At 71.8% G+C, this 24,467-nt stretch carries 17 protein-coding genes; 6 read left to right on the forward strand and 11 right to left on the reverse strand.

The genetic code is table 11. From position 1 onward, the window contains the following. Positions 1–88: 88 nt before the first annotated feature. From J8403_RS18215 to J8403_RS18225, 3 genes are all read left to right on the forward strand, one after another. A complete protein-coding gene (locus J8403_RS18215) occupies positions 89–871 on the forward strand; it encodes an SDR family oxidoreductase (RefSeq protein WP_211124128.1) in 783 nt (260 codons plus the stop codon). A gap of 313 nt (positions 872–1,184) precedes the next feature. Continuing rightward, positions 1,185–2,756: a sodium:solute symporter family protein gene (locus tag J8403_RS18220; RefSeq protein WP_211124129.1), complete on the forward strand. Its 1,572-nt coding sequence runs from the start codon at positions 1,185–1,187 to the stop codon at positions 2,754–2,756. 313 nt (positions 2,757–3,069) lie between these two features. Then, complete coding sequence (locus tag J8403_RS18225) at positions 3,070–4,491, forward strand: glycosyltransferase 87 family protein (protein WP_211124130.1); 1,422 nt, start codon at positions 3,070–3,072, stop codon at positions 4,489–4,491. Here the strand turns inward: J8403_RS18225 and J8403_RS18230 are convergent. The 3 genes from J8403_RS18230 to J8403_RS18240 form a co-directional block, all read right to left on the reverse strand. Continuing rightward, on the reverse strand, positions 4,476–5,600 hold the full coding sequence (locus J8403_RS18230; RefSeq protein ID WP_211124131.1) for an ADP-ribosylglycohydrolase family protein: 1,125 nt from the start codon (positions 5,598–5,600) through the stop codon (positions 4,476–4,478). The two genes, J8403_RS18225 and J8403_RS18230, sit on opposite strands and share 16 nt — an antisense overlap. Before the next feature lie 182 nt (positions 5,601–5,782). Continuing rightward, complete coding sequence (locus J8403_RS18235; protein ID WP_211124132.1) at positions 5,783–8,803, reverse strand: tetratricopeptide repeat protein; 3,021 nt, start codon at positions 8,801–8,803, stop codon at positions 5,783–5,785. A 90-nt stretch (positions 8,804–8,893) separates the two neighbouring features. Further along, positions 8,894–11,506, reverse strand: coding sequence for a bifunctional FO biosynthesis protein CofGH (locus J8403_RS18240; protein WP_211124133.1), 2,613 nt, complete (start codon positions 11,504–11,506; stop codon positions 8,894–8,896). A 325-nt stretch (positions 11,507–11,831) separates the two neighbouring features. Between J8403_RS18240 and J8403_RS18245 the strand changes: the two genes are divergently transcribed. Continuing rightward, complete coding sequence (locus J8403_RS18245) at positions 11,832–13,352, forward strand: CehA/McbA family metallohydrolase (RefSeq protein WP_211124134.1); 1,521 nt, start codon at positions 11,832–11,834, stop codon at positions 13,350–13,352. A gap of 119 nt (positions 13,353–13,471) precedes the next feature. Here the strand turns inward: J8403_RS18245 and J8403_RS18250 are convergent, their stop codons facing one another. Both J8403_RS18250 and J8403_RS18255 read right to left on the reverse strand, forming a co-directional pair. After that, positions 13,472–14,368, reverse strand: a complete 897-nt coding sequence (locus J8403_RS18250) for an SDR family oxidoreductase (RefSeq protein ID WP_211124135.1) — start codon at positions 14,366–14,368, stop codon at positions 13,472–13,474. Between the two features lie 219 nt (positions 14,369–14,587). After that, positions 14,588–15,247, reverse strand: a complete 660-nt coding sequence (locus tag J8403_RS18255; RefSeq protein WP_211124136.1) for an O-methyltransferase — start codon at positions 15,245–15,247, stop codon at positions 14,588–14,590. A gap of 89 nt (positions 15,248–15,336) precedes the next feature. Between J8403_RS18255 and J8403_RS18260 the strand changes: the two genes are divergently transcribed. Further along, positions 15,337–15,987: a TetR/AcrR family transcriptional regulator gene (locus J8403_RS18260; protein ID WP_211124137.1), complete on the forward strand. Its 651-nt coding sequence runs from the start codon at positions 15,337–15,339 to the stop codon at positions 15,985–15,987. 6 nt (positions 15,988–15,993) lie between these two features. Here J8403_RS18260 and J8403_RS18265 read toward each other — a convergent pair whose 3' ends face one another. The 5 genes from J8403_RS18265 to J8403_RS18285 all read right to left on the reverse strand — a co-directional run bounded on the left by J8403_RS18265 (position 15,994) and on the right by J8403_RS18285 (position 21,632). Beyond that, positions 15,994–16,737, reverse strand: coding sequence for an SDR family oxidoreductase (locus J8403_RS18265; protein WP_211124138.1), 744 nt, complete (start codon positions 16,735–16,737; stop codon positions 15,994–15,996). A gap of 4 nt (positions 16,738–16,741) precedes the next feature. Continuing rightward, positions 16,742–18,484: an N-acyl-D-amino-acid deacylase family protein gene (locus tag J8403_RS18270; RefSeq protein WP_211124139.1), complete on the reverse strand. Its 1,743-nt coding sequence runs from the start codon at positions 18,482–18,484 to the stop codon at positions 16,742–16,744. 142 nt (positions 18,485–18,626) lie between these two features. Continuing rightward, on the reverse strand, positions 18,627–19,754 hold the full coding sequence (locus tag J8403_RS18275) for an LLM class flavin-dependent oxidoreductase (RefSeq protein ID WP_211124140.1): 1,128 nt from the start codon (positions 19,752–19,754) through the stop codon (positions 18,627–18,629). 113 nt (positions 19,755–19,867) lie between these two features. Next, positions 19,868–20,650, reverse strand: a complete 783-nt coding sequence (locus tag J8403_RS18280) for an SDR family NAD(P)-dependent oxidoreductase (RefSeq protein WP_211124141.1) — start codon at positions 20,648–20,650, stop codon at positions 19,868–19,870. Between the two features lie 22 nt (positions 20,651–20,672). Then, a complete protein-coding gene (locus J8403_RS18285; RefSeq protein ID WP_211124142.1) occupies positions 20,673–21,632 on the reverse strand; it encodes an LLM class F420-dependent oxidoreductase in 960 nt (319 codons plus the stop codon). Positions 21,633–21,844: 212 nt separating this feature from the next. Between J8403_RS18285 and J8403_RS18290 the strand changes: the two genes are divergently transcribed. Beyond that, positions 21,845–22,891, forward strand: coding sequence for an AraC family transcriptional regulator (locus tag J8403_RS18290; protein ID WP_211124143.1), 1,047 nt, complete (start codon positions 21,845–21,847; stop codon positions 22,889–22,891). A 198-nt stretch (positions 22,892–23,089) separates the two neighbouring features. Here J8403_RS18290 and J8403_RS18295 read toward each other — a convergent pair whose 3' ends face one another. After that, on the reverse strand, positions 23,090–24,319 hold the full coding sequence (locus tag J8403_RS18295; RefSeq protein WP_211124144.1) for an amidohydrolase family protein: 1,230 nt from the start codon (positions 24,317–24,319) through the stop codon (positions 23,090–23,092). Positions 24,320–24,467: the final 148 nt, after the last annotated feature.

Below are 24,467 nucleotides of genomic sequence, written 5' to 3' on the forward strand. Positions count from 1 at the left end.
TCCGCCGGAGCCCGACCGCTGCCGCGCTCTGGCCATCTGAGGGCCACAACCCTAATCTGACGCGACGCCGGACACGGGAGGTGCCGCCATGCCGCTGCAGGGCAAGACCGTCGTCGTCTCCGGGGTCGGGCCCGGGCTGGGGGCCCGGGTGGTGGCCGCGTGCGTCCGGGACGGGGCGCGGGTGGTGATGGGGGCGCGGACCGAGGAGCGGCTGCGGAAGGTGGCGGAGGAGGTCGATCCGGGCGGTGGGCGCACCGCCTGGCGGCCGACCGACATCGCCGACGAGGAGCAGTGCGAGGCCCTCGCCGCGCTCGCCGCGGACCGCTTCGGCCGGATCGACGCCGTCGTCCATGTGGCCGCGCTGGACAGCCACTTCGGCGGCCTCGAGGACGCCGACTTCACGTCCTGGGCCGAAGTGGTGGACATCAATCTGTTCGGGACGCTGCGGATGACCCGCGCCTGCCTGCCCGCGCTCAAACGGAACGGCGGCTCGGTCGTGCTGATCGGCACCCAGTCGTCCTCCGCCGCCCCCACCAGGGTGCGCCAGACCGCGTACGCCGCCTCCAAGGGCGCGCTGACCTCCACCATGTACGCGCTCGCGCGCGAACTGGGTCCGCACCGGATACGGGTCAACACCGTGCAGCCCGGCTGGATGTGGGGGCCGCCGGTGCGCGCGTATGTGGCCTTCACGGCGCAGACCGAAGGGGTGAGCGAGGCCGAGGTGCTGGCCCGGCTCACAAACGCGATGGCCCTGCCCGAGCTGGCGACGGACGGGGATGTGGCGGAGGCCGCGGTGTTCCTGGCCTCCGACCGGGCCCGGGCGATCACCGGACAGTCGCTGCTGGTGAACGCCGGTGAGCTGATGCGTTAGCGCGACTCCTGTCCGGCCTTTCGGGATCCCGCTCCCGTACGACCCATCGATCGGTGGGCGTGCGTCTGACGAAGTGCCCGCTCATCGTGGGTTCACGAGCATGCGAACGACAACGCCCCGTCAGGTCAAGAAAGAGTAAATTCGTTCTTCTTTCTGATCTGTGTTCACACTCGTGACCCTTAGAACCCTTGACCGGTCACCCGAACGAGCGGTTCAATCCCGGAAGTACCCCGCTCCCGCTCGGGGGAACCGCCCATGACGAACGTCGCGGCGAAGTGCGCACCCGTTCATATGGCGGACCCCTGGAGGGGACATGAACAGTCTCGACTGGGTTGTACTCATCGGCTACTTCGGTGTCATGGTCGGCATCGGCCTCTGGTCGCACAAGCGCGTGGACAACGTCAGCGACTTCTTCACGGCCGGCGGCAAGATGCCCTGGTGGCTGTCCGGCATCTCGCACCACATGTCCGGCTACAGCGCGGTGATGTTCACGGGATACGCGGCCATCGCCTACCAATACGGCATCACTTCCTATGTCACCTGGTCCTTTCCGATCGCCATCGGCATCGCGATCGGCGCCAACCTCTTCGCTCCGCGCCTCAACCGGGTGCGCAGCAAGCTGAAGGTGGCCTCACCGCTCGAATACCTGAAGAACCGCTACAACCTCCCCACCCAGCAGGCGCTGGCCTGGTCCGGGGTGCTGTTGAAGATCGTCGACGTGGGTGCCAAGTGGGCGGCCATCGCCACCCTGTTGTCCATCTTCACCGGCGTCTCGCTCAACCAGGGCATCCTGATCACGGGCGTGGTCACCGCCATCTACTGCACGGTGGGCGGGCTGTGGGCCGACGCGCTCACCGAACTCGGCCAGTTCATCATCCAGCTCATCGCGGGCATCGCGATGCTGATCGCGGTCCTCAACGAGCTGGACGGCTTCTCCACCTTCTGGACCGTCTGGGACGACCTCCCCAGCAGCCACCACGAGCCGACCGTCGGCCCGTACACCCTGACCTTCCTGCTCGCCTACCTCTTCATCAAGACCTTCGAGTACAACGGCGGCATGTGGAACCAGGCGCAGCGCTACATGGCGACCGACAGCGCCCACTCCGCCAGGCGTTCGGCCCGTCTGTCGGCCGTCCTGTGGTTCGTGTGGCCGCTGGTCCTGTTCTTCCCCATGTGGGTCGCGCCCCTGATCATCAAGACGGACAAGCCCGCCGACTCCTACGCCGAGATGGCCGAGCACCTGCTGCCGCACGGTCTGCTGGGGCTGGTGATCGTCGGCTTCTTCTCGCACACCATGGCAATGTGCTCCTCGGACGCCAACGCGATCGCGGCCGTGGTGACGCGGGACATCATGCCCGCGATCTTCAAGTCGGTCCGGGAATGGTCCACCCGTACCGGGCTGCTCGCCGCCCGCTACACCACGCTGCTCTTCCTCGCCCTGTCCATGGCCATCGCCACCCAGGTCAACTCGGACTTCTTCGGGGACATCATCACCGTGGTGATCAAGTGGGTCGCCGGGCTGATGGGGCCGATCGCGATCCCGCTGATGCTGGGCATGCTGCGCGCCTTCCGCAAGTCCGGCCCGACGGCGGCCCTGGCCAGCTGGGCGCTCGGTCTGATCGCCTTCTACCTGGTCAACTACCCGATCAACGACGCGATCGACGGTGGCGTGAACCTGGAGTACCAGATCTCCATCCCGCTCGCGGTCTCGCTCGTGCTCTACATCGTCATCGGCTACATCAAGCCGGAGGACACCCCGGAGCGCGATGCCATCCTCGCCTCGCTCAACTCGGATGACGACGGGCCGGGTTCAGCGAGTGCCGCACTGTCGGAGCCCGAGCAGGGCGCGACCGGCCAGAAGTCGGTCGCGGGCGCCACGGACTGACGCCCTCCGCACGGCGGCCACGATCCGGGCCGCCGGTCATCTCCCATCGCGGGGTGACCGGCGGCCCGGTTCCGTCTATTCCGCCTTACGGCCGGACCGCCTCCGGCGGCGGGGCGGAAGTGGAACGTGGTGCGGGAGTGACGATCGGGAGATCCACGCTGTCCAGGCAATCTCTCCTCCACCTGCCGTCCACATCCGGAACGTACGATGGGCGGCCGTCCGAGCCGACCGCCCCCGACCGCACGACCCCCGGACCCCGATTCGTCGACCCGCCCCGGCCGAGTCGCGGTCCCCAGGGACCTCTGGAGCCCCCGTGACCGCCACACAGACGATCACCGACTCCCGGATCCACCGGGCCCGCGCCTTCGTACTGCGCCGGCCGGTGCTGTGTGCGGCGGTCTTCTGTCTGCTCTCCTTCACCGGATTCTGGATCGCACAGCGGGCCGCCCAGGTGTCGATGGTCGATCTGCTGGTCTATCGCGCCGAGGGATGGACCGTACGCAAGGCCCAGGATCTGTACGACATGCGGGCGACCCAGCACAATCTCCCCAATACCTATCCGCCGTTCGCGGCGCTGGTCTTCACCCCGCTGACCGTGCCGGCCACGGGCGTCCTGCGGGCCTTCGGGACGGCCGTCAACCTCGGCCTGATGGTCGCCGTGGCCCATCTGTCGCTGCGGCTGGTCGATCCACCCGCCCGGGTGCCGCGACCGGCCGCCGTCCTGGCCCTGGCCGCCGTCGCGGTGTGGTGTGAGCCGGTGTGGACGACCCTGCGCTACGGGCAGATCAATCTGCTGGTCACGGCGCTGGTGCTGGGGGATCTGACCCGCCGGGCGGGCCACCGCTGGGCCGGGGTCGGGACGGGCATCGCCACCGGGATCAAGCTGACCCCGGGGCTCTTCGTGGTCTTCCTGGGGCTCGCCGGACTGTTCCTCGGCCTCCGTCGGCTGTGGGCGGCCGGGGCGGTCCGGAGGCGAGGCGAGCCCGGCGGCGGACCGCCGGGGCGGCGCTTCTGGAACGACCATCTGCGGCGCGCGGCCGTCGCGACCGCCGCCTTCGCCCTTACGGTCGCGTTCTCGGCCCTGGCGCTGCCGCATGACTCCCGGCGCTTCTGGACCGAGGTCCTCTTCGCGACCGACCGCCCCGGCGATGTCGAGGGCGCGGGCAACCAGAACCTCAAGGGCGCGCTCGCCCGCGTCCTGCACACCCCCGACCCGGGCATGTGGTGGCTCATGGCGGCCGCGCTGGTCGGCTGTGTGGGCCTGGCCACGGCGGTCGCGGCCCAGCTGACCGACGAGAGCCGGCTGCCGAACGCCCGCGCCTGGGCCGCCCTGACCTGCGCGGTGACCGCCCTCATGGTCAGCCCGGTCTCCTGGTCGCACCACTGGGTGTGGGCCGTCCCGATGGTCCTGCTGCTCGCGGTGGAGGCGGTGCGGCGGCGCACGGCGGGCTGGACGGCCTGGACGGTGGTGACCGGGCTGCTGTTCTGCTCCTTCATGGTCTGGTACGCGCCCCACAGCAGGCCGACCCGGGTGGAGCTCCACCAGAACCCCGCCCAGATGCTCCTCACCGCCGTCTATCCGCTGATCGGCATCGCCTTCCTGGGCGTGGCCGCGTATCTGACCCTGCGCACCGTAAGGCGTCCATGGAAGGGGATCGGGACCGTGGGGCGGCAGTTGGCCACCGCCCCGGATGCGGCGCGGCGGCGGCCGGAGCGGACCTACGCGCGCGGGTAGCGGGTGAGCCAGGCCGGGGAGGAGCTGCCCGGGCCGTGGAGCGCGGGGCCCTGGGTCATCTCCATCGCGAAGTCGTCGGCCAGCTCCAGGATCGTGCCGCGCCCCTCGACCTCCGCCAGCCAGGCGGGCGGCAGCGCCGTCTCGCCGTGCAGCGCGCCCAGCAGATTGCCGCAGATGGCCGCCGTGGAGTCGCTGTCCCCGCCGTGGTTGACCGCGAGCAGCAGCCCATGGCGGACGTCCTCGGCGACCAGCGCGCAGTACAGGCCCATCGCCAGGGCCTCCTCACCGGTCCAGCCCTGGCCCAGGGACGCGACGCGCTCGGGGGTCGGCAGGCCCTGCCGTACGGCGCCCAGCGCGTACCGCAGCGCGTTGGTGGTCTCCTCGTGGCCGGGGCGGGTGGCCAGATGGGCGAGGGCGCGCTGGACGGCTCCGTCCAGCGCCTCGCCGCGCGCCAGGCCGTGCACGATGAGGGCGAAGGCACCGGCCGCGAGATAGCCGGTGGGGTGGCCGTGGGTCTGCGCCGCGCATTCGATGGCCAGCTGGAAGACCAGCTGCGGCTCCCAGCCCACCAGCAGTCCGAAGGGGGCGGAGCGCATCACGGCGCCGCATCCCTTGGAGTCGGGGTTCTTGGGCGCCTCCAGGGTGCCCATGGTGTCGTCGGCGAGCGCGGTGATACAGGCCCGGCCCGGGGAGCGCTGGGCGTACAGCCACTCCTCGCGGGCCAGCCAGCCGGCGTCCTTACGGCGCTCATCGGGGCCCCAGTCGCGCTGGGTGGAGTACCAGCGGCGGTGTGCGGAGTGGATGTCGGTGGGCGGATGCCAGGCCCCCGTGTCGCGGCGCACCTGCGCCCGTATCAGCCCGTCCACCGTGAACAGGGTCATCTGGGTGTCGTCGGTGACCCGTCCGCGACCGCCATAGGCGGGCAGGAAGTCCGTCACACCCTCGGCTCCGTGCGCCGCCCTGATCTCGTCCAGCGAGGCGAACTCGACGGCCGCCCCCAGCGCGTCCCCGATGGCCCCGCCGAGCAGACAGCCGCGCACCCGGCTGCGGAAGTCCTGCTGTTCGGCGCGGCCCCATACGCCGGTCGCTGCGCTGGCGGTTGCGGTCACGACCTATGCCTCTTTTCTTCGCTGCGTGAATGGCCCTGAACTGTCTTTGAACTGTAATGGACACCGAATGATCGCCTCTTGGCCGCCGAGGATTGTGAAGGCGTCATCACCGAGAGGACGACGGATGGACGCATTCCGAAAATGCGAATTCCCTCACCGAATGTCGTATGCGCTCCGGGCCCTTATCCGAGCGCCGCCGGCCCGGGCTCCAGGGCCGCGCGGAGCTCGGCGAGCGGCGCGCGGAGGGTGGCGAGCAGGGTGGGATCCACCCCGGGTATCGGGGCGAGCTCGTCCAGGGCGCGCACGGCGTCGTCGACGATCTGCCAGTACGGCCGGGCGGCGGTCAGCTCCGCCACGAGACGCTCCGCCCCGGCCCCGTCCCCGAGGGCGGCCCTGCTGATGATCGGCGCGGCCACCCGGGCCTGCGCGTCCCATTGGCCGCCGTGCTCCTCCAGCAGCGCTTCGAAAGCGGCCCACCGCTCGCGCGCCTCGATGAGACCGGCCGTGCCGCTCACCAGCATCGCGTGCTCGAAGGCGATGTCGAGGTCCTGGCCGTCCAGCGCCGCCGCCCGTTCGATGTCCGCGGCGGCCTCGGCGTACCGGCCCGCCAGGCGGTGGCATCTGGCCCTGTACTCCAGCGCGAGCAGGCCGTCGGGGCGGAGCCCGAGCGCCCGGTCCAGATCGGCGAGGGCGGCCTCGTCGTCGCCCAGACGCAGCCACAGGCCACCCCGGTTGGCCAGCACCCACGCGTCGTCGGGAGAGGCCGAGGCGGCGGCGTCGAAATCGGCCAGGGCCTGCCCGAGCGAACCGATGTGCTCATGCGTCAGCCCTCGGCGGACCAGCGCCGGCGCATACGAAGGCTCGATCTCGATGGCCCGCCCGAAGTCCGCCAGCGCCTCCTGGAAGCGGTCCACCATCCGGTATACCTCACCGCGCTCGGCGAGCATGCCCTGGTCCTCGGGGTCGGAGGCCAGGCGGTGGTCGGCCGCGTCGACCGCCTCGTCGTAGCGTTCCAGCAGGCGAAGGGCCTGGACGCGCCCGAACGCGGCGTAGTCGGCGCCGAGTTCGAGGGCCCGTTCACAGTCCGCGAGCGCCTCCTCGTCCCGCCGCAGAGCGCGGTAGGTCCTGGCCCGCTCCGCGTAGATCCAGGACCATTCGGGGGAGATCTCCACCGCCCGCCCGAAATCCGCCAGCGCTTTCTCGTAGTCCTCCATGGCGTGGTGGACCTGAGCGCGGGTCCCCACCGTCCACGCGCTCTCGTGCAGGTCGAAGGAGCGGTCGAGATCCGCCAGGCTTTCCTCGTACCGCCCGAGAAGGCGATAGGTCTCGCCGCGCCGGGCGAGCGGCCAGGGAAAGTCGGGATCCAGTGCCACGGCGCGGTCGAAGCTCTCCAGCGCCTGCTCGTAAAGGTCCCGGTCGAGGTGCACACTCCCCCGGGCGGCAAGAGCACGCACACAGTCGGCGTCCAGCTCCAGCGCTCGCTCCGCGTCCGCCAGCGCTCCCTCCAGCTCGTTCATGTCCGCGCGGACCATGCCGCGGAGCCCGAGCGTCATGGACATGGCCCGTTCGTCCGACCCCACCTCGTCCAGCAGCCGGGTCGCGTTCTCGGCCAGGTCGCGCCTCGTGGACTCCGCGAGCAGCCGGTCACCCCAGGCGGCCACGGAAGCGCTGCCGGAATCCCGGCCCGCCTCCACGAGCATCTGCCTCCAGCGGTGCTCCCACGACGCCGACGCGTGGTCGATATAGGCGCACACATACGCGCGCAGCTCCTCGCGCAGGGCCTCCTCGGGAGTCGCGCACAGCCGGTGGTAGGCCTCCTCGAGCCGATAGTCCAGCCAGCGCTCGTGCTCCCAGTTCCGGTCGCCCTCCAGCGTCTCCTCGAGCTGCCGCTGCCAGCGCGCGAACGCCTCGGCCAGCCGGAGGTGACGGGCGCGCCAGGCCTGCGGCGACTGGTTGCGCTGGAGCCGCAGCATCGCCGTACGGACGACCTGGTGGTAGCCGCAGCGGCCGGCGCCGTCGGCCACGAACGGGAGCGAGCGCAGCCAGCCGTAGAGGTCGGCCGCCTCGTCCTCCACCGCGGCCGCGAAGACGTCCTCGTCCAGGCTCCGGGGCAGGGCCGCGGCCAGGGCGGCCGAGCGGTGGGTCTCGTCGCTCACCCACTTCAGGAAGCGCTCGACGGCGGTGCCGGAGGGGTCGCCCACCGCTTCGGGGGTGGTGGGCCGGGCCTCGGCCAGCATGGACACCAGCACCGGCAGCCCTCCGGTGAGCCTCAGGACGACCTCGACCACCTGCTCGTCGACCACGCCCTTGGCGGTCAGGAGCTGCCGGGCCTCCGTCTCGGTAAAGGGGACCAGGGGGAGGTCGGCGACGAGGTCGGCGTAGTCGGCCCAGCAGCGCGGGGCGAGCGAGCCCTGTCCGGCCAGCGTCACCACCGCGTTGGCCGGGAGCGAGCCGTAGCGGCCCTCGAACATCACATCGCGCAGCCACAGGTCGAGCAGCGGACCGGTGCGCTCATAGGTGTCGAAGAACCACACCATCCAGGGCACGGACGCGGCCACCTCGCCCACGTCCTTGAGGAACGCCGGGGTGAGGGCGTCCAGCGGCGACATCACCAGGTCCACGTCGTCATGGCTGCGGAGGCGGGCGCTGAGCTTGGCCCGCGCGCGGTCGGCGGCCTGGGCGACCCGGTCCGGTTCCGCCGCCCCGGCCAGCGCCCCGACGCCCGGCACCATGCCGAGCCCGATCAGCCCCGCCCGGGCGACGAAGGCGCTGGACGCCGACGGCCGGGGCCCGCCTGCCGCCGCCTCCTCCTCCGATGGCCGCGGCGCGGGCTGATGGGCCGCCGAATCGGCCTCGTGGCGCCGCTGCCGGTAGGTGGCCAGCAGCTTGTCGAAGGACTTCAGCGGGTGGCCCTGGTGGGCGAACTGGGCGCTGATGGCCGCCATCACCTCGGGGACGCTGTTCACGGACTCGTCCACGGAGGCGGTGAGCGCCCGGTGTTCCCGTGCGGTGTTCTCCAGCTGCCGCAGCAGCGTCGTCTTGCCCACCCCGGCGTCGCCGCGCACATGGAACAGGAAGTGGTGCGCGGCGTCCTCGGGCGGCACGGCGAAGTTCTCCCGGAACGCGGCCAGCTCCTGCCGCCGCCCCACGAACCGGCGCCGCTGCCGGATCAGCTCCCGAATCGTCGGACGCCGCTCTGCCATGGGTGCCCCTTCCCCCGCTTCCCATGGCAGCGTATCCGCGCGGCGCGCCCGCGAACCCTGAGCCGGGCTCGGTCCGGCCCTGAGCCGGGCTCAGTCCCCCAGCACCGGGAGCAGCTCGGGCAGATGGCCGTCCGAGGCGAGGGCCGCGGCCTGGCGCTCCTCGGGGACGGGGCCGTAGGTGGTGGTGCGGGGGCGGGCCGGGCGGCCGGTCAGCTCGGCGATGGCCACCAGGTCCTGGATGGAGCGGTAGGAGCCGTAGGAGGAGCCCGCCATACGGGAGATGGTCTCCTCCATGAGGGTGCCGCCCAGGTCGTTGGCGCCGGAGCGGAGCATCTCGGCGGCGCCCTCCGCGCCCAGCTTCACCCAGCTGGTCTGGATGTTGGGGATATGGGGGTGGAGCAGGATCCGTGCCATGGCCGTGACGGCGCGGTTGTCGCGGCTGGTGGGGCCGGGGCGGGCGATACCGGCGAGGTAGACGGGGGCGTTGGTGTGGATGAAGGGGAGGGTGACGAACTCGGTGAAGCCGCCCGTCTCCTGCTGGATCTCGGCGAGCAGCCGCAGATGGGCCAGCCAGTGGCGGGGCTGGTCCACATGGCCATACATCATCGTGGACGAGGAGCGCACCCCCAGCTCATGGGCCGTCTTGACGACCTCGACCCAGGTGGCCGTCGGCAGCTTGCCCTTGGTGAGGACCCAGCGCACCTCGTCGTCCAGGATCTCGGCCGCCGTGCCGGGGATGGTGTCCAGGCCCGCCTCGCGCGCCGCCGTCAGCCATTCACGGATGGACATCCCGGTGCGGGTCGCCCCGTTGACGACCTCCATCGGGGAGAAGGCGTGGACATGCATCCCGGGCACGCGCTCCTTGACGGCGCGGGCGATGTCGAAGTACGCGGTGCCGGGCAGATCGGGGTGGATGCCGCCCTGCATGCAGACCTCCACCGCGCCCACGTCCCACGCCTGCTGGGCGCGGTCGGCGACCTGGTCCAGGGAGAGGGTGTAGGCGTCGGCGTCCGTACGGCGCTGGGCGAAGGCGCAGAAGCGGCAGCCGGTGTAGCAGACATTGGTGAAGTTGATGTTCCGGGTGACGATGTAGGTGACGTCGTCGCCGACCGCCGCCCGGCGCAGATCGTCGGCGATGCGGCACAGGGCGTCGAGCGCCGGGCCGTCGGCGTGGAACAGGGCCAGCGCCTCGGGGTCGGTCAGCTTGGTCGGGTCGTCGGCGGCCTGGGCCAGCGCGGCCTTGACGTCGCCGTCGATGCGGGAGGGGACCATCCCGGGGGCCGCGGCCTCGCGCAGCGCCTCCCAGTCGCCATAGACCTCGTCGAAGTCGTCACGGCGGTCACCGGTGCGGCCCTCGGTGTCGATGGTGTGGTGCAGATCGGTGCGGCCGGAGGCGCTGAACGCCTCGTCCGGCTCCTGCCAGGGCAGGCCGGTGGGGGTCGCGTCCTCGCGGGCCAGGCCGGTCCCGGGGTCGGCGAGCGCGGTCACATGCGGCAGCAGCCGGGGGTCCAGCCAGGGCTCACCGCGCTGGATGTACTCGGGGTAGACCGCGAGCCGTTCGCGCAGGCTGAAGCCGGCCGCGGCGGAGCGCTCGGCCAGCTCGTCCACCTGGGGCCAGGGGCGCTCGGGGTTGACGTGGTCCGGGGTGAGCGGCGAGACGCCGCCCCAGTCGTCGATACCGGCGCCGATGAGCTGCTCGTACTCCGCGTCGACCAGGTTGGGCGGGGCCTGGATGCAGGCGGACGGGCCCAGGATGTGGCGCGCGACGGCGACGGTGGCCACCAGGTCGTCCAGCTCCGCGTCCGGCATCCCCCGCATCGCGGTGTCCGGTTTGGCGCGGAAGTTCTGGATGATGACTTCCTGGATGCCGTGGTACGAGCGGGAGACGCGGCGCAGCGCGAACAGCGAATCCGCCCGCTCCTCGTGCGTCTCGCCGATCCCGATCAGCAGCCCGCTGGTGAACGGGACCGAGCTGCGCCCGGCGTCCTCCAGAACGCGCAGCCGCACCGCCGGCTCCTTGTCGGGCGAGCCGTAGTGGGGGCCGCCGGGCTCGCTCCACAGCCGCTCGGCGGTGGTCTCCAGCATCATGCCCATGGAGGGGGCGACCGGCTTGAGCCGCTGGAAGTCGGTCCAGGTCATCGCGCCGGGGTTGAGGTGGGGCAGGAGCCCGGTCTCCTCCAGGATGCGGATCGCCATGGCGCGTACATACGCGATGGTGTCGTCGTACCCCTCGGCCTCCAGCCATTCGCGCGCCTCGGGCCAGCGGTCCTCGGGGCGGTCGCCGAGGGTGATCAGCGCTTCCTTGCAGCCCATTTCGGCGCCCCGGCGGGCGATGGCCAGGACCTCGTCGGGCGACATGAACATCCCATGGCCCGCGCGGCGCAGCTTGCCGGGCACGGTCGCGAAGGTGCAGTAGTGACACTTGTCCCGGCACAGCCGGGTGAGCGGGATGAAGACGCTGCGCGAGTAGGTGATGACCCCGGGGCGGCCGGCCGCCTCCAGGCCCGCGTCGCGGACCTTGGCGGCGGAGGCCATCAGATCCTTCAGGTCGTCACCGCGCGCCTGGAGCAGCACCGCCGCCTCGGCGGTGTCCAGCGCCACGCCGTCGCGGGCGCGCTTGAGCGCACGGCGCATCGCGTTGGCTGTGGGGGCGGCGGAGCCAGTCGGGGCAGCCGGTTCGTTTCCCTGCGCGCTCGTGGTCATCCTCCGAGCATACGAGCGGTGTGTGACACCGCCAGACGGGCCGGGCCTGCGGTTTTGTGGGTCTGATCACGGCTGCCGCGGGCCGTGGGCGGGAATAGGACACCGTGAAACGTGCGGGCTACACGCGGCGGGTGCCGACGTCCGCTGCCCGGACGGGACTTGACGCCGGCCGGGTCCGCCGGGCGCGGGGGACGGGATGGGCGCGGGGGATGTACGTTCCCTCGTCGCCATGGAGTTATCCACAGGGCTTTCCGCGCGTGTCACCCACGCGTACAACGGTGTCACGCGGGTGTCGGACGGCACTCTCGACTCTGGGGGGTCTCTCATGCAGCGACGCGATGTACTCAGGCTCTCCGCGCTTGCGGGCGCGGCGGGTGTGCTGACACTCGATCCCATGACCTTCACCCAGGCCGACGCGGCGGGCCCGGCCGACGGCCATGAGCAGACGAAGACCCTCAGCGGCCATCTGCCCACCGGCGCGCCGGACTTCGTCTATGTGCCCGTCGAGGTGCCGCGCGGGGTCCGCGAGATCGCCGTGTCGTACACCTACGACAAGCCGGCCGTCCCGGCCGGCACGCAGGGAAACGCCTGCGACATCGGCATCTTCGACGAGCGCGGCACCGAGCTGGGCGGGCGCGGCTTCCGCGGCTGGTCCGGCGGGGCCCGTACGGAGTTCGCCATCAGCGCCGAGGAGGCGACGCCCGGCTATCTGGCGGGGCCGGTGAAGGCGGGCACCTGGCATGTCGTGCTGGGGCCGTACACGGTCGCTCCCCAGGGCCTGGACTACTCGGTCACCGTCACGCTGCGGTACGGCGCGCCCGGCACCGCCCGCAAGCCGGTGTATCCGCCGCAGCGGGCGAAGGGCCGGGGCCGCGCCTGGTACCGGGGCGACTCGCATCTGCACACCGTGCACTCCGACGGCAAACGCACCCCGGCCGAGCTGGTCGCCGCCGCCCGCGCCGCGGGGCTGGACTTCATCACCACCACCGAGCACAACACCACCTCGGCGCATGCCGCCTTCGAGGGGCTGTGGGGCGATGACCTGCTGATCCTCACCGGTGAGGAGATCACCACGCGCAACGGCCATGTGGTCGCCCTCGGCACCGACCCCGGCACCTTCATCGACTGGCGCTACCGCGCCCGGGACAACCGCTTCGGCCAGTTCGCCCGCAAGGTCCGGCAGGCCGGCGGCCTGGTGATCCCGGCCCATCCGCACGGCACCTGTGTCGGCTGCAACTGGAAGTTCGGCTTCAACGAGGCCGACGCGGTCGAGGTGTGGAACGCGGACTTCACCCCGGACGACGAGGTCACGATCTCCGAGTGGGACAACACCCTGGTCGCCGCCTCCCGGGGCGAGGGCCGCTGGCTGCCCGCCGTCGGCCACAGCGACGCCCACCGCGAGCCCCAGGTCGTGGGCCTGCCGCAGACGGTGGTGCTCGCCGACGACCTCTCCCGCACCGCCATCCAGGACGGCATCCGGGCCGGCCGGAGCTGGATCGCCGAGTCCTCGAAGATCGACCTCACCTTCGAGGCGGTCGGCGGGCGCGGTAAGCACGCCGGTATCGGCGAGCGCCTGAAGGTCGGCGGCGCGGAGGTGGTGACGGTCCGGCTGAAGGTTTCCGGCGTGGGCCCGGGCTGCTCGGTGCGGTTCATCACCGACCAGGGCCAGCTGTACGGGACGGCGGTCCCAGACTCCGGGACGCTCACGGCCGAATGGCGTACGACGGCGTCCTACGCGGCGTATGTCCGCGCCGAGGTGCGCCACGCCCCCGCGGACGGCGGGGCGTCGGGGATTCCGGGCCCGATGGCGGCGATGACGAACCCGATCTGGCTCGGCGAGCACTGACACCGCTTCGGGCGGGCAGCGACGGCTTCGGCGGGCAGTGGCAGCTGTGCCGACCGCCTAGGGCTTTCCGGCCGCCGTAGCCGTCCGGGCACCCCGCCACACCGTCCGCCGTCGCACGGTCAGCGGTAGTAGCAGCCGCTGTCGAGGTCCTCGGCGAGGGTGGGGCCGCCGGGTGCCCAGCCGAGCAGCGCGCGGGTGGCGTCACTGCCGGCGGCCATGTCCGCTCCGTAGAACGTGCTCAGCCAGCCGAAGTGCTCACCGGCCTCGTCGGCCGGGATGGAGACGACGGGCAGGCCGAGCCCGCGCCCGATGGCCCCGGCGATGTCGCGGGCCGGGATGCCGGTCTCGGCCGTGGCGTGGAGGATGGTGCCGGCCGGGGCCCGCTTGTCGAGGGCGAGTTGCACGATGCGTCCGGCGTCACCGCGGTGGATCGCCGCCCAGCGGTTGTTCCCGTCCTCGATATGGGCGGAGACGCCCTTGGCGCGTGCCGTCGCCACCAGCCAGGTCACGAATCCCCAGTCACCATCCCCGTGCACGGTGGGGGCGAAGCGCACGACGACCGTGTTGACGCCCCGCTCCACGAACTCCAGCGCGAGGTTCTCGCCGCCGCCGCGCAAGGAATCGATGCCGTGGAACGGGGACCGGTCCTGCTCCGTGGCCACGCGGCCGGAGACGAGGGAGGCCAGGCCGGCGGCGACGATGAACGGCCGGTGAGAGCCCGCGAGGGCCTCGCCGATGGTCTGGACGGCGCCCCGCTCGGCCCGGTTGCTCACCGCCGGGTTGGCGAAGTCGTGCTTGTTGGCGAGGTGGACGACGGCATCGGCGGCGTCGGCGCCGGAGCGGATGCCGTCGAGATCGTCGAGGTCGCCACGGAGCACCCGGGCGCCCTTGGCCTCGAGCGCTGCGGCGGAGGCGTCCGAGCGGGCGAGGCCGGTGACCTCATGCCCGGCGTCGAGCATGTGGTCGACCACGGCGGAGCCGATCCACCCGGTCGCTCCGGTGATGAATACCTGCATGTCACTGCTCTTTCGGAAGAGGTCCGCGACGACGTGCCGCGGACGGATCGTGCCGGCGGCCCGAGCGGGCCACCGGCGGTCTTCGGGGGCGGCCGGTCTTCGGGGGGCGGCCGGTCGTCGGGGGGCGGCCGGTCGTCGGGGGGCGGCCGGTCGTCGGAGTCCACCGGTCTTCGGGGTCGGCCGGTGATCTCCCACCGGCCGACCGCCCGGTCCCCCGGCTCAGAGGCGGCAGCTGATCTCCATGCCGTCCTCGATCGGGAAGGTGACGTTCTGGTAGCCGTTCGCCGGATCGCGTACGTAGTCGAGATACGACCGCAGGAGGCCCTCGCCCTGGTCGACGTCGTCGGCCACGACGAGTGCGCCGGGCCGCAGACGCGGTTCGAGCATCCGCAGCACGGGCAGGCACAGGTCCTTCCAGCCGTCGAGCAGGACCAGTTCCAGGGGGCCCTCGAGGTCGGCGAGCGTCTCCCGGGCGTCCCCTTCCAGCACGGTGATCACGTCGTCCAGCCCGGTCTCGGCGAAGGTGCGGCGGGCCGCGGCGATCTTCTCCTTGCTCATCTCCGTGGTGATGACGCGCCCGGTGCCGTTGTCCCGCACGGCGGCGGCCAGATGGAGCGTGGAGATCCCGAAGGACATGCCGAACTCGACCACCGTGGCCGGGCGGATGGCGCGGACCAGGTTGTAGAGCAGCTTCCCGCCCTCGGCGGAGATCGGCATGTAGATCCCGGCCGCGGCGTCGGCGAGCTCCTGCGGGGCCATCGATTCCTGTGCGTCCGGCGGCAGTTGCCCCTGGGCGGTCTCGTCCTGCTCGGCCAGCGCGAACATCCGGCTGAGGGCGGTCTCGACCCGGGGGTCGGCAAGCGTGTGAGTGACTGTCATGAGTTGCAGAGTAGACGCGACGTTGCGTCTTGTCTAGAAGGATCAGATCCGGGGAGGGTGGTTATCCTGAGATCTCGGGGAGGCGAGAGATGGCACGCGCGACACAGACCGCCGGGACGAGCGGCACCGACCGACCGGCACCGCGCCACCACGGCAACCGGCACGGACGCAGCGAGCAGGCCCGGCTGGCGGTGCTGAACGCGGCGGACGATCTGCTGGCCGAGAAGGGGTTCGCGGGCGTCACCATGGAGGGCATCGCCGGCCGGGCCGGGGTCGCCAAGCAGACGATCTACCGCTGGTGGAGCACCAAGACCGACGTCCTGATGGACGCCTTCCTCCGGGATGTGGCCGAGGACCTGCCCGTGCGCGACCGTGGTGATCTGGCCCTTGACCTGCGCAGCTATCTGTCCGATCTGGCCGGGTTCCTCAGCGCGTCCGACGCCGGCGCGGTCTTCAAGGCCCTGGTGGCCCAGGCGCAGCACGATCCGGCGTTCGCCCGGGACTTCCGGTCCCGGTACCTCGACGACCAGCGCCGCCGCGACCGCCTCCCGCTGGAACGGGCCATGGAGCGCGGGGAGTTGCCACCCGGCCTGGACCTGACCGCCGAAACCGACCAGCTCACCGGCCCCCTCTACTACCGCGTACTGGTGACCGACGAACCCGTGGGCCAGGACTTCACCGACCGTCTCGTGGACGCCTTCCTCCATCGCCACGGCGTGACACCAACGGCGAACGACTGAGCCACGTCAGCCCAGCGGCCGTGCCGCGCGGACCCGGCGGCCGCCGTCGACCACCAGGTCCGCGCCGGTGATCCAGGAGGCCTCGTCCGAGACCAGCCAGCGGACCGCGCGCGCCACGTCCTCCGGTTCGCCGATCCGGGCCAGCGGGAGCGCCGCGGCGAGCTCCCGCTCGCCGGGCTCCCACACGAAGCGGGCCATCTCGGTGCGGATCAGGCCCGGGGATACGGCGTTGACGCGGACCGACGGGGCCAGTTCGGCGGCGAGCTGGCGGGTGAGGCGGAGGAGGGCGGTCTTGGCGGTGCCGTAGGCGCCGACGCCCGGGCCGACGCAGTGGGTGCCCTCGGTGCAGATGTTGACGACCGCGCCGCCGTGGTCGCGCATCCAGGACCGCCAGGCCGCCTGGGTCAGCCGCAGCGGGGCCTCCACATTGACCGTGAAGGCCCTGCGCCAGGCGAGCGGGTCCACCGTCATCAGCGGGCCCAGCGGGGCGTTGGTCGCGGCGTTGTTGACCAGGATGTCGAGGCGGCCGAACTCCTCGAGGGTGCGGGCCACCGCCGCCTCCGGGTGGGCCGGGTCCGCCACGTCCCCGGGGCAGGCGACGGCGCGCGGGCCGAGGCGGCGTACGGCCTCGGCCAGTTCCGCAGGGTCCCGCGCCGTGAGGCACACCGCCGCACCGTCCGCCATCAGCGCCTTCGCCACCGCCAGGCCGATCCCGCGTGAGGCGCCCGTGATCAGGGCCGCGCGTGCCACCGGCTCAGCCCCTCGTGCTCACCGTCTCCGTGTCCCGGCCGGACCGCAGCACCCGTCCCGGCACCGCGCCGGTGATCTCGTCGTCCCGGATGGTCTCGGTGCCGCCCACCCGGACGCTCACGATCCCCATCGCCCGCGAGTCCAGCCGGGGGCTGTCGCCCGGCAGGTCATGCACCAGCCGCGCCTGGCCCGCGTCGATCCGCTCGGGGTCGAAGAGGACCAGGTCGGCGTGGTAGCCCTCGGCGATCCGGCCGCGCTCGCGCAGCCCGAGCAGCCGTGCCGGATCGTCCGTCAGCATCCGCACCGCCCGCTCCAGGCCGACCAGCTTCCGGCCGCGCAGACAGTCGCCGATGAACCGGGTGGTGTACGGGGCGCCGCACATCCGGTCCAGATGGGCCCCCGCGTCCGAGCCGCCGAGCATGACGTCCTCGTGCTCCCAGGTCCGCCGGCGCAGCTCCCAGCTGGCCGGGTCGTTGTCGGTCGGCATGGGCCACAGCACCGTGCGCATCTCGTCGGCGGCGCAGATCTCCACCAGGGCGGCGAAGTCCTCCTGGCCGCGCTCGGCGGCGATGTCGCGGACGACGCGGCCGGTCAGCCCGGCGTTGGCCGCGCTGTAGGTGTCGCCGATGACGTACCGCCCGAAGTGGGTGAGGCGGCGGAAGACCCCGGCCTCGGGGCTGCCCGCGCGGCGCAGCATCTCCGCCCGTACGTCCGGGTCGCGGAGCTTGGCGATCCGCTCCGGGATCGGCAGGCCCAGGATGTCACCCCAGCCCGGGATGAGGTTCAGCGCGCAGAAGGTGCCGAGCGACATGTTCATGGGGGTGAGGATCGGCATGGTGAGCGCGACGATCCTGCCGCCCGCCTTGCGGGCCCGTTCACTGGCCTGGAGCTGGCGCGGCACCCGCTCGGGGACGGCCGCGTCGATGGTCAGCACGTTCCAGTTGAGCGGGCGGCCGGCGGCCGCGCTCATCTCCACCAGCAAATCGATCTCCTCGTCGGCGAACTGGTCGAGACAGCCCGCCACGATCGCCTCGATCTGTGTGCCCTCGTGTTCGCCGACGGCCCGGGAGAGCGCCAGGAGTTCCTCGGGCCCCGCGTGACGGGAGGCGACCGGCTGTCCGTCCCCGTCCGAGTGGGTCGAGGACTGGGTGGTGGACAGCCCCCACGCCCCCGCGTCCATCGCCTCGTGGAAGAGCCCCAGCATCTCCTCCAGTTGCGCGGGCGTGGGCTGTCCGCCGATCGCGTCCTCGCCCATCACATGGCGGCGCAGCGCGCAGTGCCCCACCATGAAGCCCGCGTTGACGGCGATCCGGCCCTCCAGCGCGTCCAGGTACTCGCCGAAGCCGTGCCAGTTCCAGGGCGCGCCCTGCTCCAGCGCCACCAGCGACATGCCCTCGACCCGGCTCATCATCCGCCGGGTGTAGTCGGCGTCGCCGGGCCGGTCGGGGTTGAGCGGGGCGAGGGTGAAACCGCAGTTGCCGCCCGCGACGGTGGTCACGCCGTGGTTCATGGAGGGGGTGGCGTACGGATCCCAGAACAGCTGGGCGTCGTAGTGGGTGTGCGGGTCGACGAACCCGGGCGCGAGGACGAGACCGGTGGCGTCCTCGGCGGACCGCGCCGGTTCGGTGACGGTCCCGGGCTCGCCGATGGCCACGATCCGGCCGTCCCGGATGCCGACGTCGGCGACGTAGGAGGGCGCGCCGGTGCCGTCCGCCACGGTGGCGCCCTTGATCAGGTGGTCGAGCACGGGTGGATCCCTTCTCGCGTCTGCGGCTGCTGGGTCTGGGCTCGCACGTCCGCGGCTCCCGGGGCTCCGCTCTCGCGTCCGCGACTGCTGGGCCTCGGCTCGCACGTCCGCGGCTACGGAGTCTCCGCTCCCGCGTCCGCGACTACCGGGTCTCCGCGTGGCGGAAGCGGGTGGTGCGGTGCACCGGATCGGTGTCGATCTTCGGGATGACGTGCTCGCCGATGAGCTTGACCGTGTTCATCGTGTCCTCGTAGCCGATCCCGATCGGCAGCCCGAACGACAGCTGGTCGGCCCCGGCCTGCTCCCACCGCTTGCACTGGCGGAAGACCTCGTCCGGGTCGCCGCAGATCATCAGCTCCTCGGCGATGAGGAGTTCGATGATCTCCTCGGTGTACTCCGGCAGCAGCTCGGGCCACTCCGGGATGCCGTCGGGGCGGGGGAAGGTGTCGTGGTAGCGGAAGAGCAGCGACTGCAGATAGTTGAGCCCGCCGCCGACCGCGATCTCCACGGCCTTGGCATGGGTCTCGGCGCAGATCGCGGTGGAGGTGACCATCACGTTGTCGTTGACGAAGCCGCCGACCGGGTCGGCCTCCTTGATCGCGTTCTTGTAGGAGTCGAGGACCCACTCCATGTCGGAGACCTTCTGGATGGAGAAGCCGAGCACGCCGAGGCCCTTCTTGCCGGCCATCGCGTACGAGGGCGGCGATCCGGCCGCGTACCACATCGCCGGGTGGGAGCCCCCGTACGGCTTGGGCAGCACCTTGCGCGGCGGCAGCGACCAGTGCTTGCCCGTGAAGCCCTGGTACTCGTCCTGCAGCCACATCTTGGGGAACTCGGCGATCGTCTCTTCCCAGATCTCCTTGGTGGCGTTCATGTCGGTGATCCCCGGGAGGAAGCCGAGGATCTCGTGGCTGCCCGCGCCCCGGCCCGACCCGAACTCGAACCGGCCGCCGGAGAGGTGGTCGAGCATCGCGACCTTCTCGGCCACCTTGACCGGGTGGTTGACCTGCGGCAGCGGGTTGAAGATGCCGGAGCCCAGATGGATGCGCTCGGTGGCGTGGGCGAGATAGCCGAGGTAGACGTCGTTCGCGGAGAGGTGGGAGTACTCCTCCAGGAAGTGGTGCTCGGAGGCCCATGCGTACTTGAAGCCGGACCGGTCGGCCTGGATGACGTACTCGGTCTCCTCGACGAGCGCGTGGTGCTCGGCCTCGGGGTCGGTTCGGCGTCGGCTTTCGGGGACATATCCCTGCACAAAGAGTCCGAATTCCATGGAGGTTCACCGCCTCAGACGACTCGATCTGACGGATCGTCAGATTTTGATTGACTCTGGCACCGCGGACAGGGACCGTCAAGGGCCGCGGCCGCGCCGTACCCGGAGGGGTCCTAGAAGACCGAGACGCCGGTCAGCCAGCCGCCGTCGACGACGAACGGCTGGCCCGTCACATACGACGAGTCCTCGGACGACAGGAAGAGCGCGAGCCGCGCCACCTCCTCCGGGCGGCCGATCCGGCCCAGCGGCACCAGCTTGCGGTAGAGCTCGTCGACCGCCGCGGATGCCTCCGCGGCGTCGGCGGCCGGGTCGAGCTGGGCCGGGTTGGTCATGGGGGTGTCGATCGCGCCCGGGCAGATCGCGTTGACCCGGATGCCCTTGTCCGCGAGCTCCATCGCGGCCACCCGGGTCATCCCCACCACCGCCGCCTTCGTCGCGGCGTACGAGGTGAGGAAGGGCATACCGGACAGGGCGACGTACGAGGCGGTGTTCACGATCGTCCCGCCGCCCGCCGCCGCCAGCTCCGGCGCGAGGGTCCGCATCCCCAGGAACGCCCCGACCTGATTGACCTGGACCACCTCCAGGTACTCGGTGAGCGGGGTGCTGACCAGCTCGTTGAAGCGGAGGATCCCGGCGTTGTTGACCAGGCCGTCCACCGAGCCGAAGGCGTCCTTGGCGGCCTCGACGGCGGCGTTCCAGTCGTCCTCCCGGCCCACGTCCAGATGGACGAAGCGGGCGCTCTCACCCAGCTCCTCGGCCAGCGCCTCGCCCGGCTCGTCCAGCACGTCGCACAGGACCACCCGCGCGCCCTCCGCCACGAACAGCCGCGCCTCCTGCTCGCCTTGTCCGCGCGCCGCCCCGGTGATGACGACGACCCGCCCGTCCAGCTTGCCCATTCCGTTCTCCCTAGTCATCGAGCTAGTCATCGAGCTGGTCATCGAGGTGCGGAGCGACATCGGCGGCGAAGGCCGCCATCTGGTCGGTCAGTTCGGTGTGGTCCCGGCAGCGGAACCGCACCTGGATCTGGTCCACCCCCATCGCGGCGTAGGCGCGCAGGCTCTCGGCCAGCCGCTCCGGCGCGCCGGTCAGGGTCCGGCGCCCCACGTTCCAGCCGGGCTCGCCCACGTACAGCGGCTCGGTGATCGCGCCGATCTCGGCGGGCTCGTCGATCCCCGCCTCGTCCCGCAGCGCGCGCAGCCGGGCGATCTGGCCGGGCAGCCGGTCCCGTGGATCTCCCTGGGGCAGCCAGCCGTCGCCCCGGATCGCCGCCCGGCGCACCGCCGCGGGCGAGGAGCCGCCGATCCACAGCGGGGGCCGTGGCGTCTGGACGGGGCGCGGGGCCTGCCCCAGACCGCTGAACGCGAACCGCTCCCCGCGGAAGTCGGGGAACTCCTCCGGCCCCAGCGACGCCTTCAGCGCGTCGACCGTCTCGTCCAGCAGCGCCCCGCGCCGGGCGAAGTCCACCCCGAGCGCCTCGAACTCCTCCCGCACATGCCCGGCCCCGACCCCGAGGATCAGCCGGCCGCCGGAGAGCTGGTCGAGCGTCGCGTACTGCTTGGCGGTCAGCAGCGGATGCCGCAGCGCGGCGACCGCCACATGGCTGAGCAGCCGCACCCGCTCGGTGGCCGCGGCGAGCCAGCCGAGGGTGGCCACCGGGTCGTACCAGACGGTGCCCATCGCGGCGGCCAGCCGCCGCGGGATCGCGACATGGTCGCAGACCGCGAGGTAGGCGAAGCCGAGCCGGTCGGCGGCGCGGGCGACCGCGAGCAGCTCGGCCGGACCGGCCGCCGCCTCCCACGGCTCGGCGTAAAGGGTGGACTGCGACTGGACGGGCAGCTGCATGCCGTAGCTCAACCGGCCCCGGGGCAGGACGCGCATGCCGGGCCTCCTCGTCGGTGGACCGCCATCGTCGTATCGGACGTCGGCCATAGTGATATCTGACGGTGCATCAGACAAGGGGTATGGCGGTCTCGTCCCGCATTGCGAGGCCCTGCTAGCGTACGGACGTTCGGACCTCGGGCCCATCGCCCGCCGCCCCGCTCAGGGGCCACCACGGAGGGCACGGTAAGGGGCACACAGAGGGGCACGTGATGATCGAGACGGTCTTCCGCTGCGAGGATCTGCCCAGAGCGGATCGGTTCGACTTCTGGCGTGAGCAGATGGCACAACTCATGGCGCCGATGGAGATGAGCAGCGACTACACCCGTGACTTCCGGGGAGAGGTGCGCATCCTCGACTTCGGCGCCGCCTCCGTATGGCCCACCAAGTTCCGTGAAATGAACTTCCGGCGCACCCCCAAGCTCATCCGGCAGTCCGACCCCGAGCTGTACCACTTCTCGTTCGTCCAGGAGGGAAACCTCCAGGTCTCCCAGTCCCGCCAGGAGGCCGCGCACACCGCGCAGGGGCTCTACGTCGTCGACACCTCACGCCCCTTCGACTGCCTGGCCTTCGGCGGCCCGCCCGGAGGCGTGGGCCTGGAGATCCCCAAGGCCCTGATCCCGGTCCCGCACGACCGGATCGACCGCCTGCTCGCCCGGCCCATCCCGGCGCGCGAGGGCGTCGGCGCCCTGCTGACCGGGTTCCTCGCCCGGCTGGCCGCGGACCGCGGCTCCTACGGCCCCTCCGACGGCCCGCGGCTGGGGACCGTACTGATCGACCTGGCGGCGGCGCTGCTGGCCCAGGCCGTCGAGGCCGACGACGCCCTGCCGCCCGAGACCCACCGGCACACGCTGGCCTTACGGGTGCAGAGCTTCATCCAGCGGAACCTGTCCGACCCGGGGCTGTCACCGGCCACCATCGCCGCCGCGCACCACATCTCCGTCGGATATCTGCACCGCCTCTTCCGCGCCCGCGACACCACGGTCTCCGCATGGATCCGGCAGCAGCGGCTGGACCGCGTCCGGCGCGACCTCACCGACCCGGGCCTCCTTACCGTCCCCATCCACGAACTCGCCGCCCGCTGGGGCTTCGCCCACCCCGCCGTCTTCAGCCGCGCCTTCCGCGCCGGGTACGGCATGCCGCCCAGCGACTACCGGCACCTGGCGCTGGTGTCCCGCGCGCCGGGCGCAACCCCGCGGCGCCCGGTGCGCACGGACTCCCGGCCCTCCACACCACCCACGGCCCCTGTCACTTCGTAGGGGTGGGTGACGGCGTTGGGAGGGGGAGGGCCGGTGTGCCCCACAGCCTGCCGGAGCTCCCGGAGGGTGTCATTGACCGGCAGTGACCGCTTCCTTGCTCCTCCGTGACCAAGGCGCCACGGAAGCCTGGCGGCCCGGCGCCACTCCCCCGCCACCCGGGCCGCCCGGCGCCAGTCTCCCGCCCGGGACGGCCCGGGGCTACACCCCCGGCGCCCCCGCCCAGAGCCCGTCCGCCGTGAGCCCCAGCAGCTCGATCGCGTTGCCGCGCACGATCCGCTCCACGACGTCCGGCGCCAGATGTCCCATCTGCGCCTCACCGACCTCGCGCGACGTGGGCCAGGTGGAGTCGGAGTGCGGATAGTCCGTCTCGTACAGCACGTTGCCGACCCCGATCGCGTCGAGGTTGCGCAGCCCGAAGGCGTCGTCGAAGAAGCAGCCGTACACATGCTCCGCGAACAGCTCGGACGGCGGGCGCAGCACCTTGTCGGCCACTCCGCCCCAGCCCCGGTTCTCCTCCCACACCACATCGGCGCGCTCGAGGATGTAGGGGATCCAGCCGATCTGGCCCTCCGCGTACATCACCTTGAGATTCGGGAAGCGCTCGAACTTCCCGCTCATCAGCCAGTCGACCATCGAGAAGCAGCAGTTGGCGAAGGTGATCGTGGAGCCGACCGCGGGGGGCGCGTCCGCGGAGGTCGAGGGCATCCGGGAGGAGGAGCCGATGTGCATCGCGATGACCGTGCCGGTCTCGTCGCACGCGGCGAGGAAGGGGTCCCAGTCGTCGGTGTGGATCGACGGCAGCCCCAGGTTCGGCGGGATCTCCGAGAAGCAGACGGCCCGCACCCCGCGCGCCGCGTTCCGCCGCACCTCGGCGGCGGCCAGCTCGGCGTCCCACAGCGGGACGATGATCAGCGGGATCAGCCTGCCCCGGGCCTCGGGGCCGCACCACTCCTCCACCATCCAGTCGTTGTACGCCCGGACCCCGAGCAGCCCCAGCTCGCGGTCGGCGGCCTCGGTGAAGGTCTGCCCGCAGAAACGGGGGAAGGTCGGGAAGCAGAGCGCCGACTGGACGTGGTTGACGTCCATGTCCGCGAGCCGGTCCGGCACCGAGAAGGAGCCGGGCCGCATCTGCTCATAGGTGATGGCCTCGAGCCTGACCTCGTCCCGGTCGTATCCGACGGCGGTGTCCAGCCGGGTCAGCGGCCGGTGCAGCTCCTCGTACACCCACCAGTCCGCGAGCGGCCCGTCGTCCCCGGGCGCGCCCATCTTCGGGGCGAACCGGCCGCCGATGAAGGTCATCTCCTTCAGCGGCGCCCGGACGATGCGCGGCCCGGTGTCGCGGTACTTCGACGGGAGGCGGTCCCGCCAGACGTGAGGGGGCTCAACCGTGTGGTCGTCCACCGAGATTATCTTCGGGAAGCTCTCCATGACTGCACGGTAGCGCCGATCTGACGGATCGTCAGCTCACTGGACGCCTCCCGCGAGGATCGGGCGAATGCCACGGACACGTCGCACTCTTTACTGACGTACGGCCCACGGGCACGGCAGACTGGCCGTACAGCGAGGAAGCGTGTGC

Source organism: Streptomyces yatensis (genome assembly GCF_018069625.1).
Taxonomy (GTDB): Bacteria; Actinomycetota; Actinomycetes; order Streptomycetales; family Streptomycetaceae; genus Streptomyces; species Streptomyces yatensis.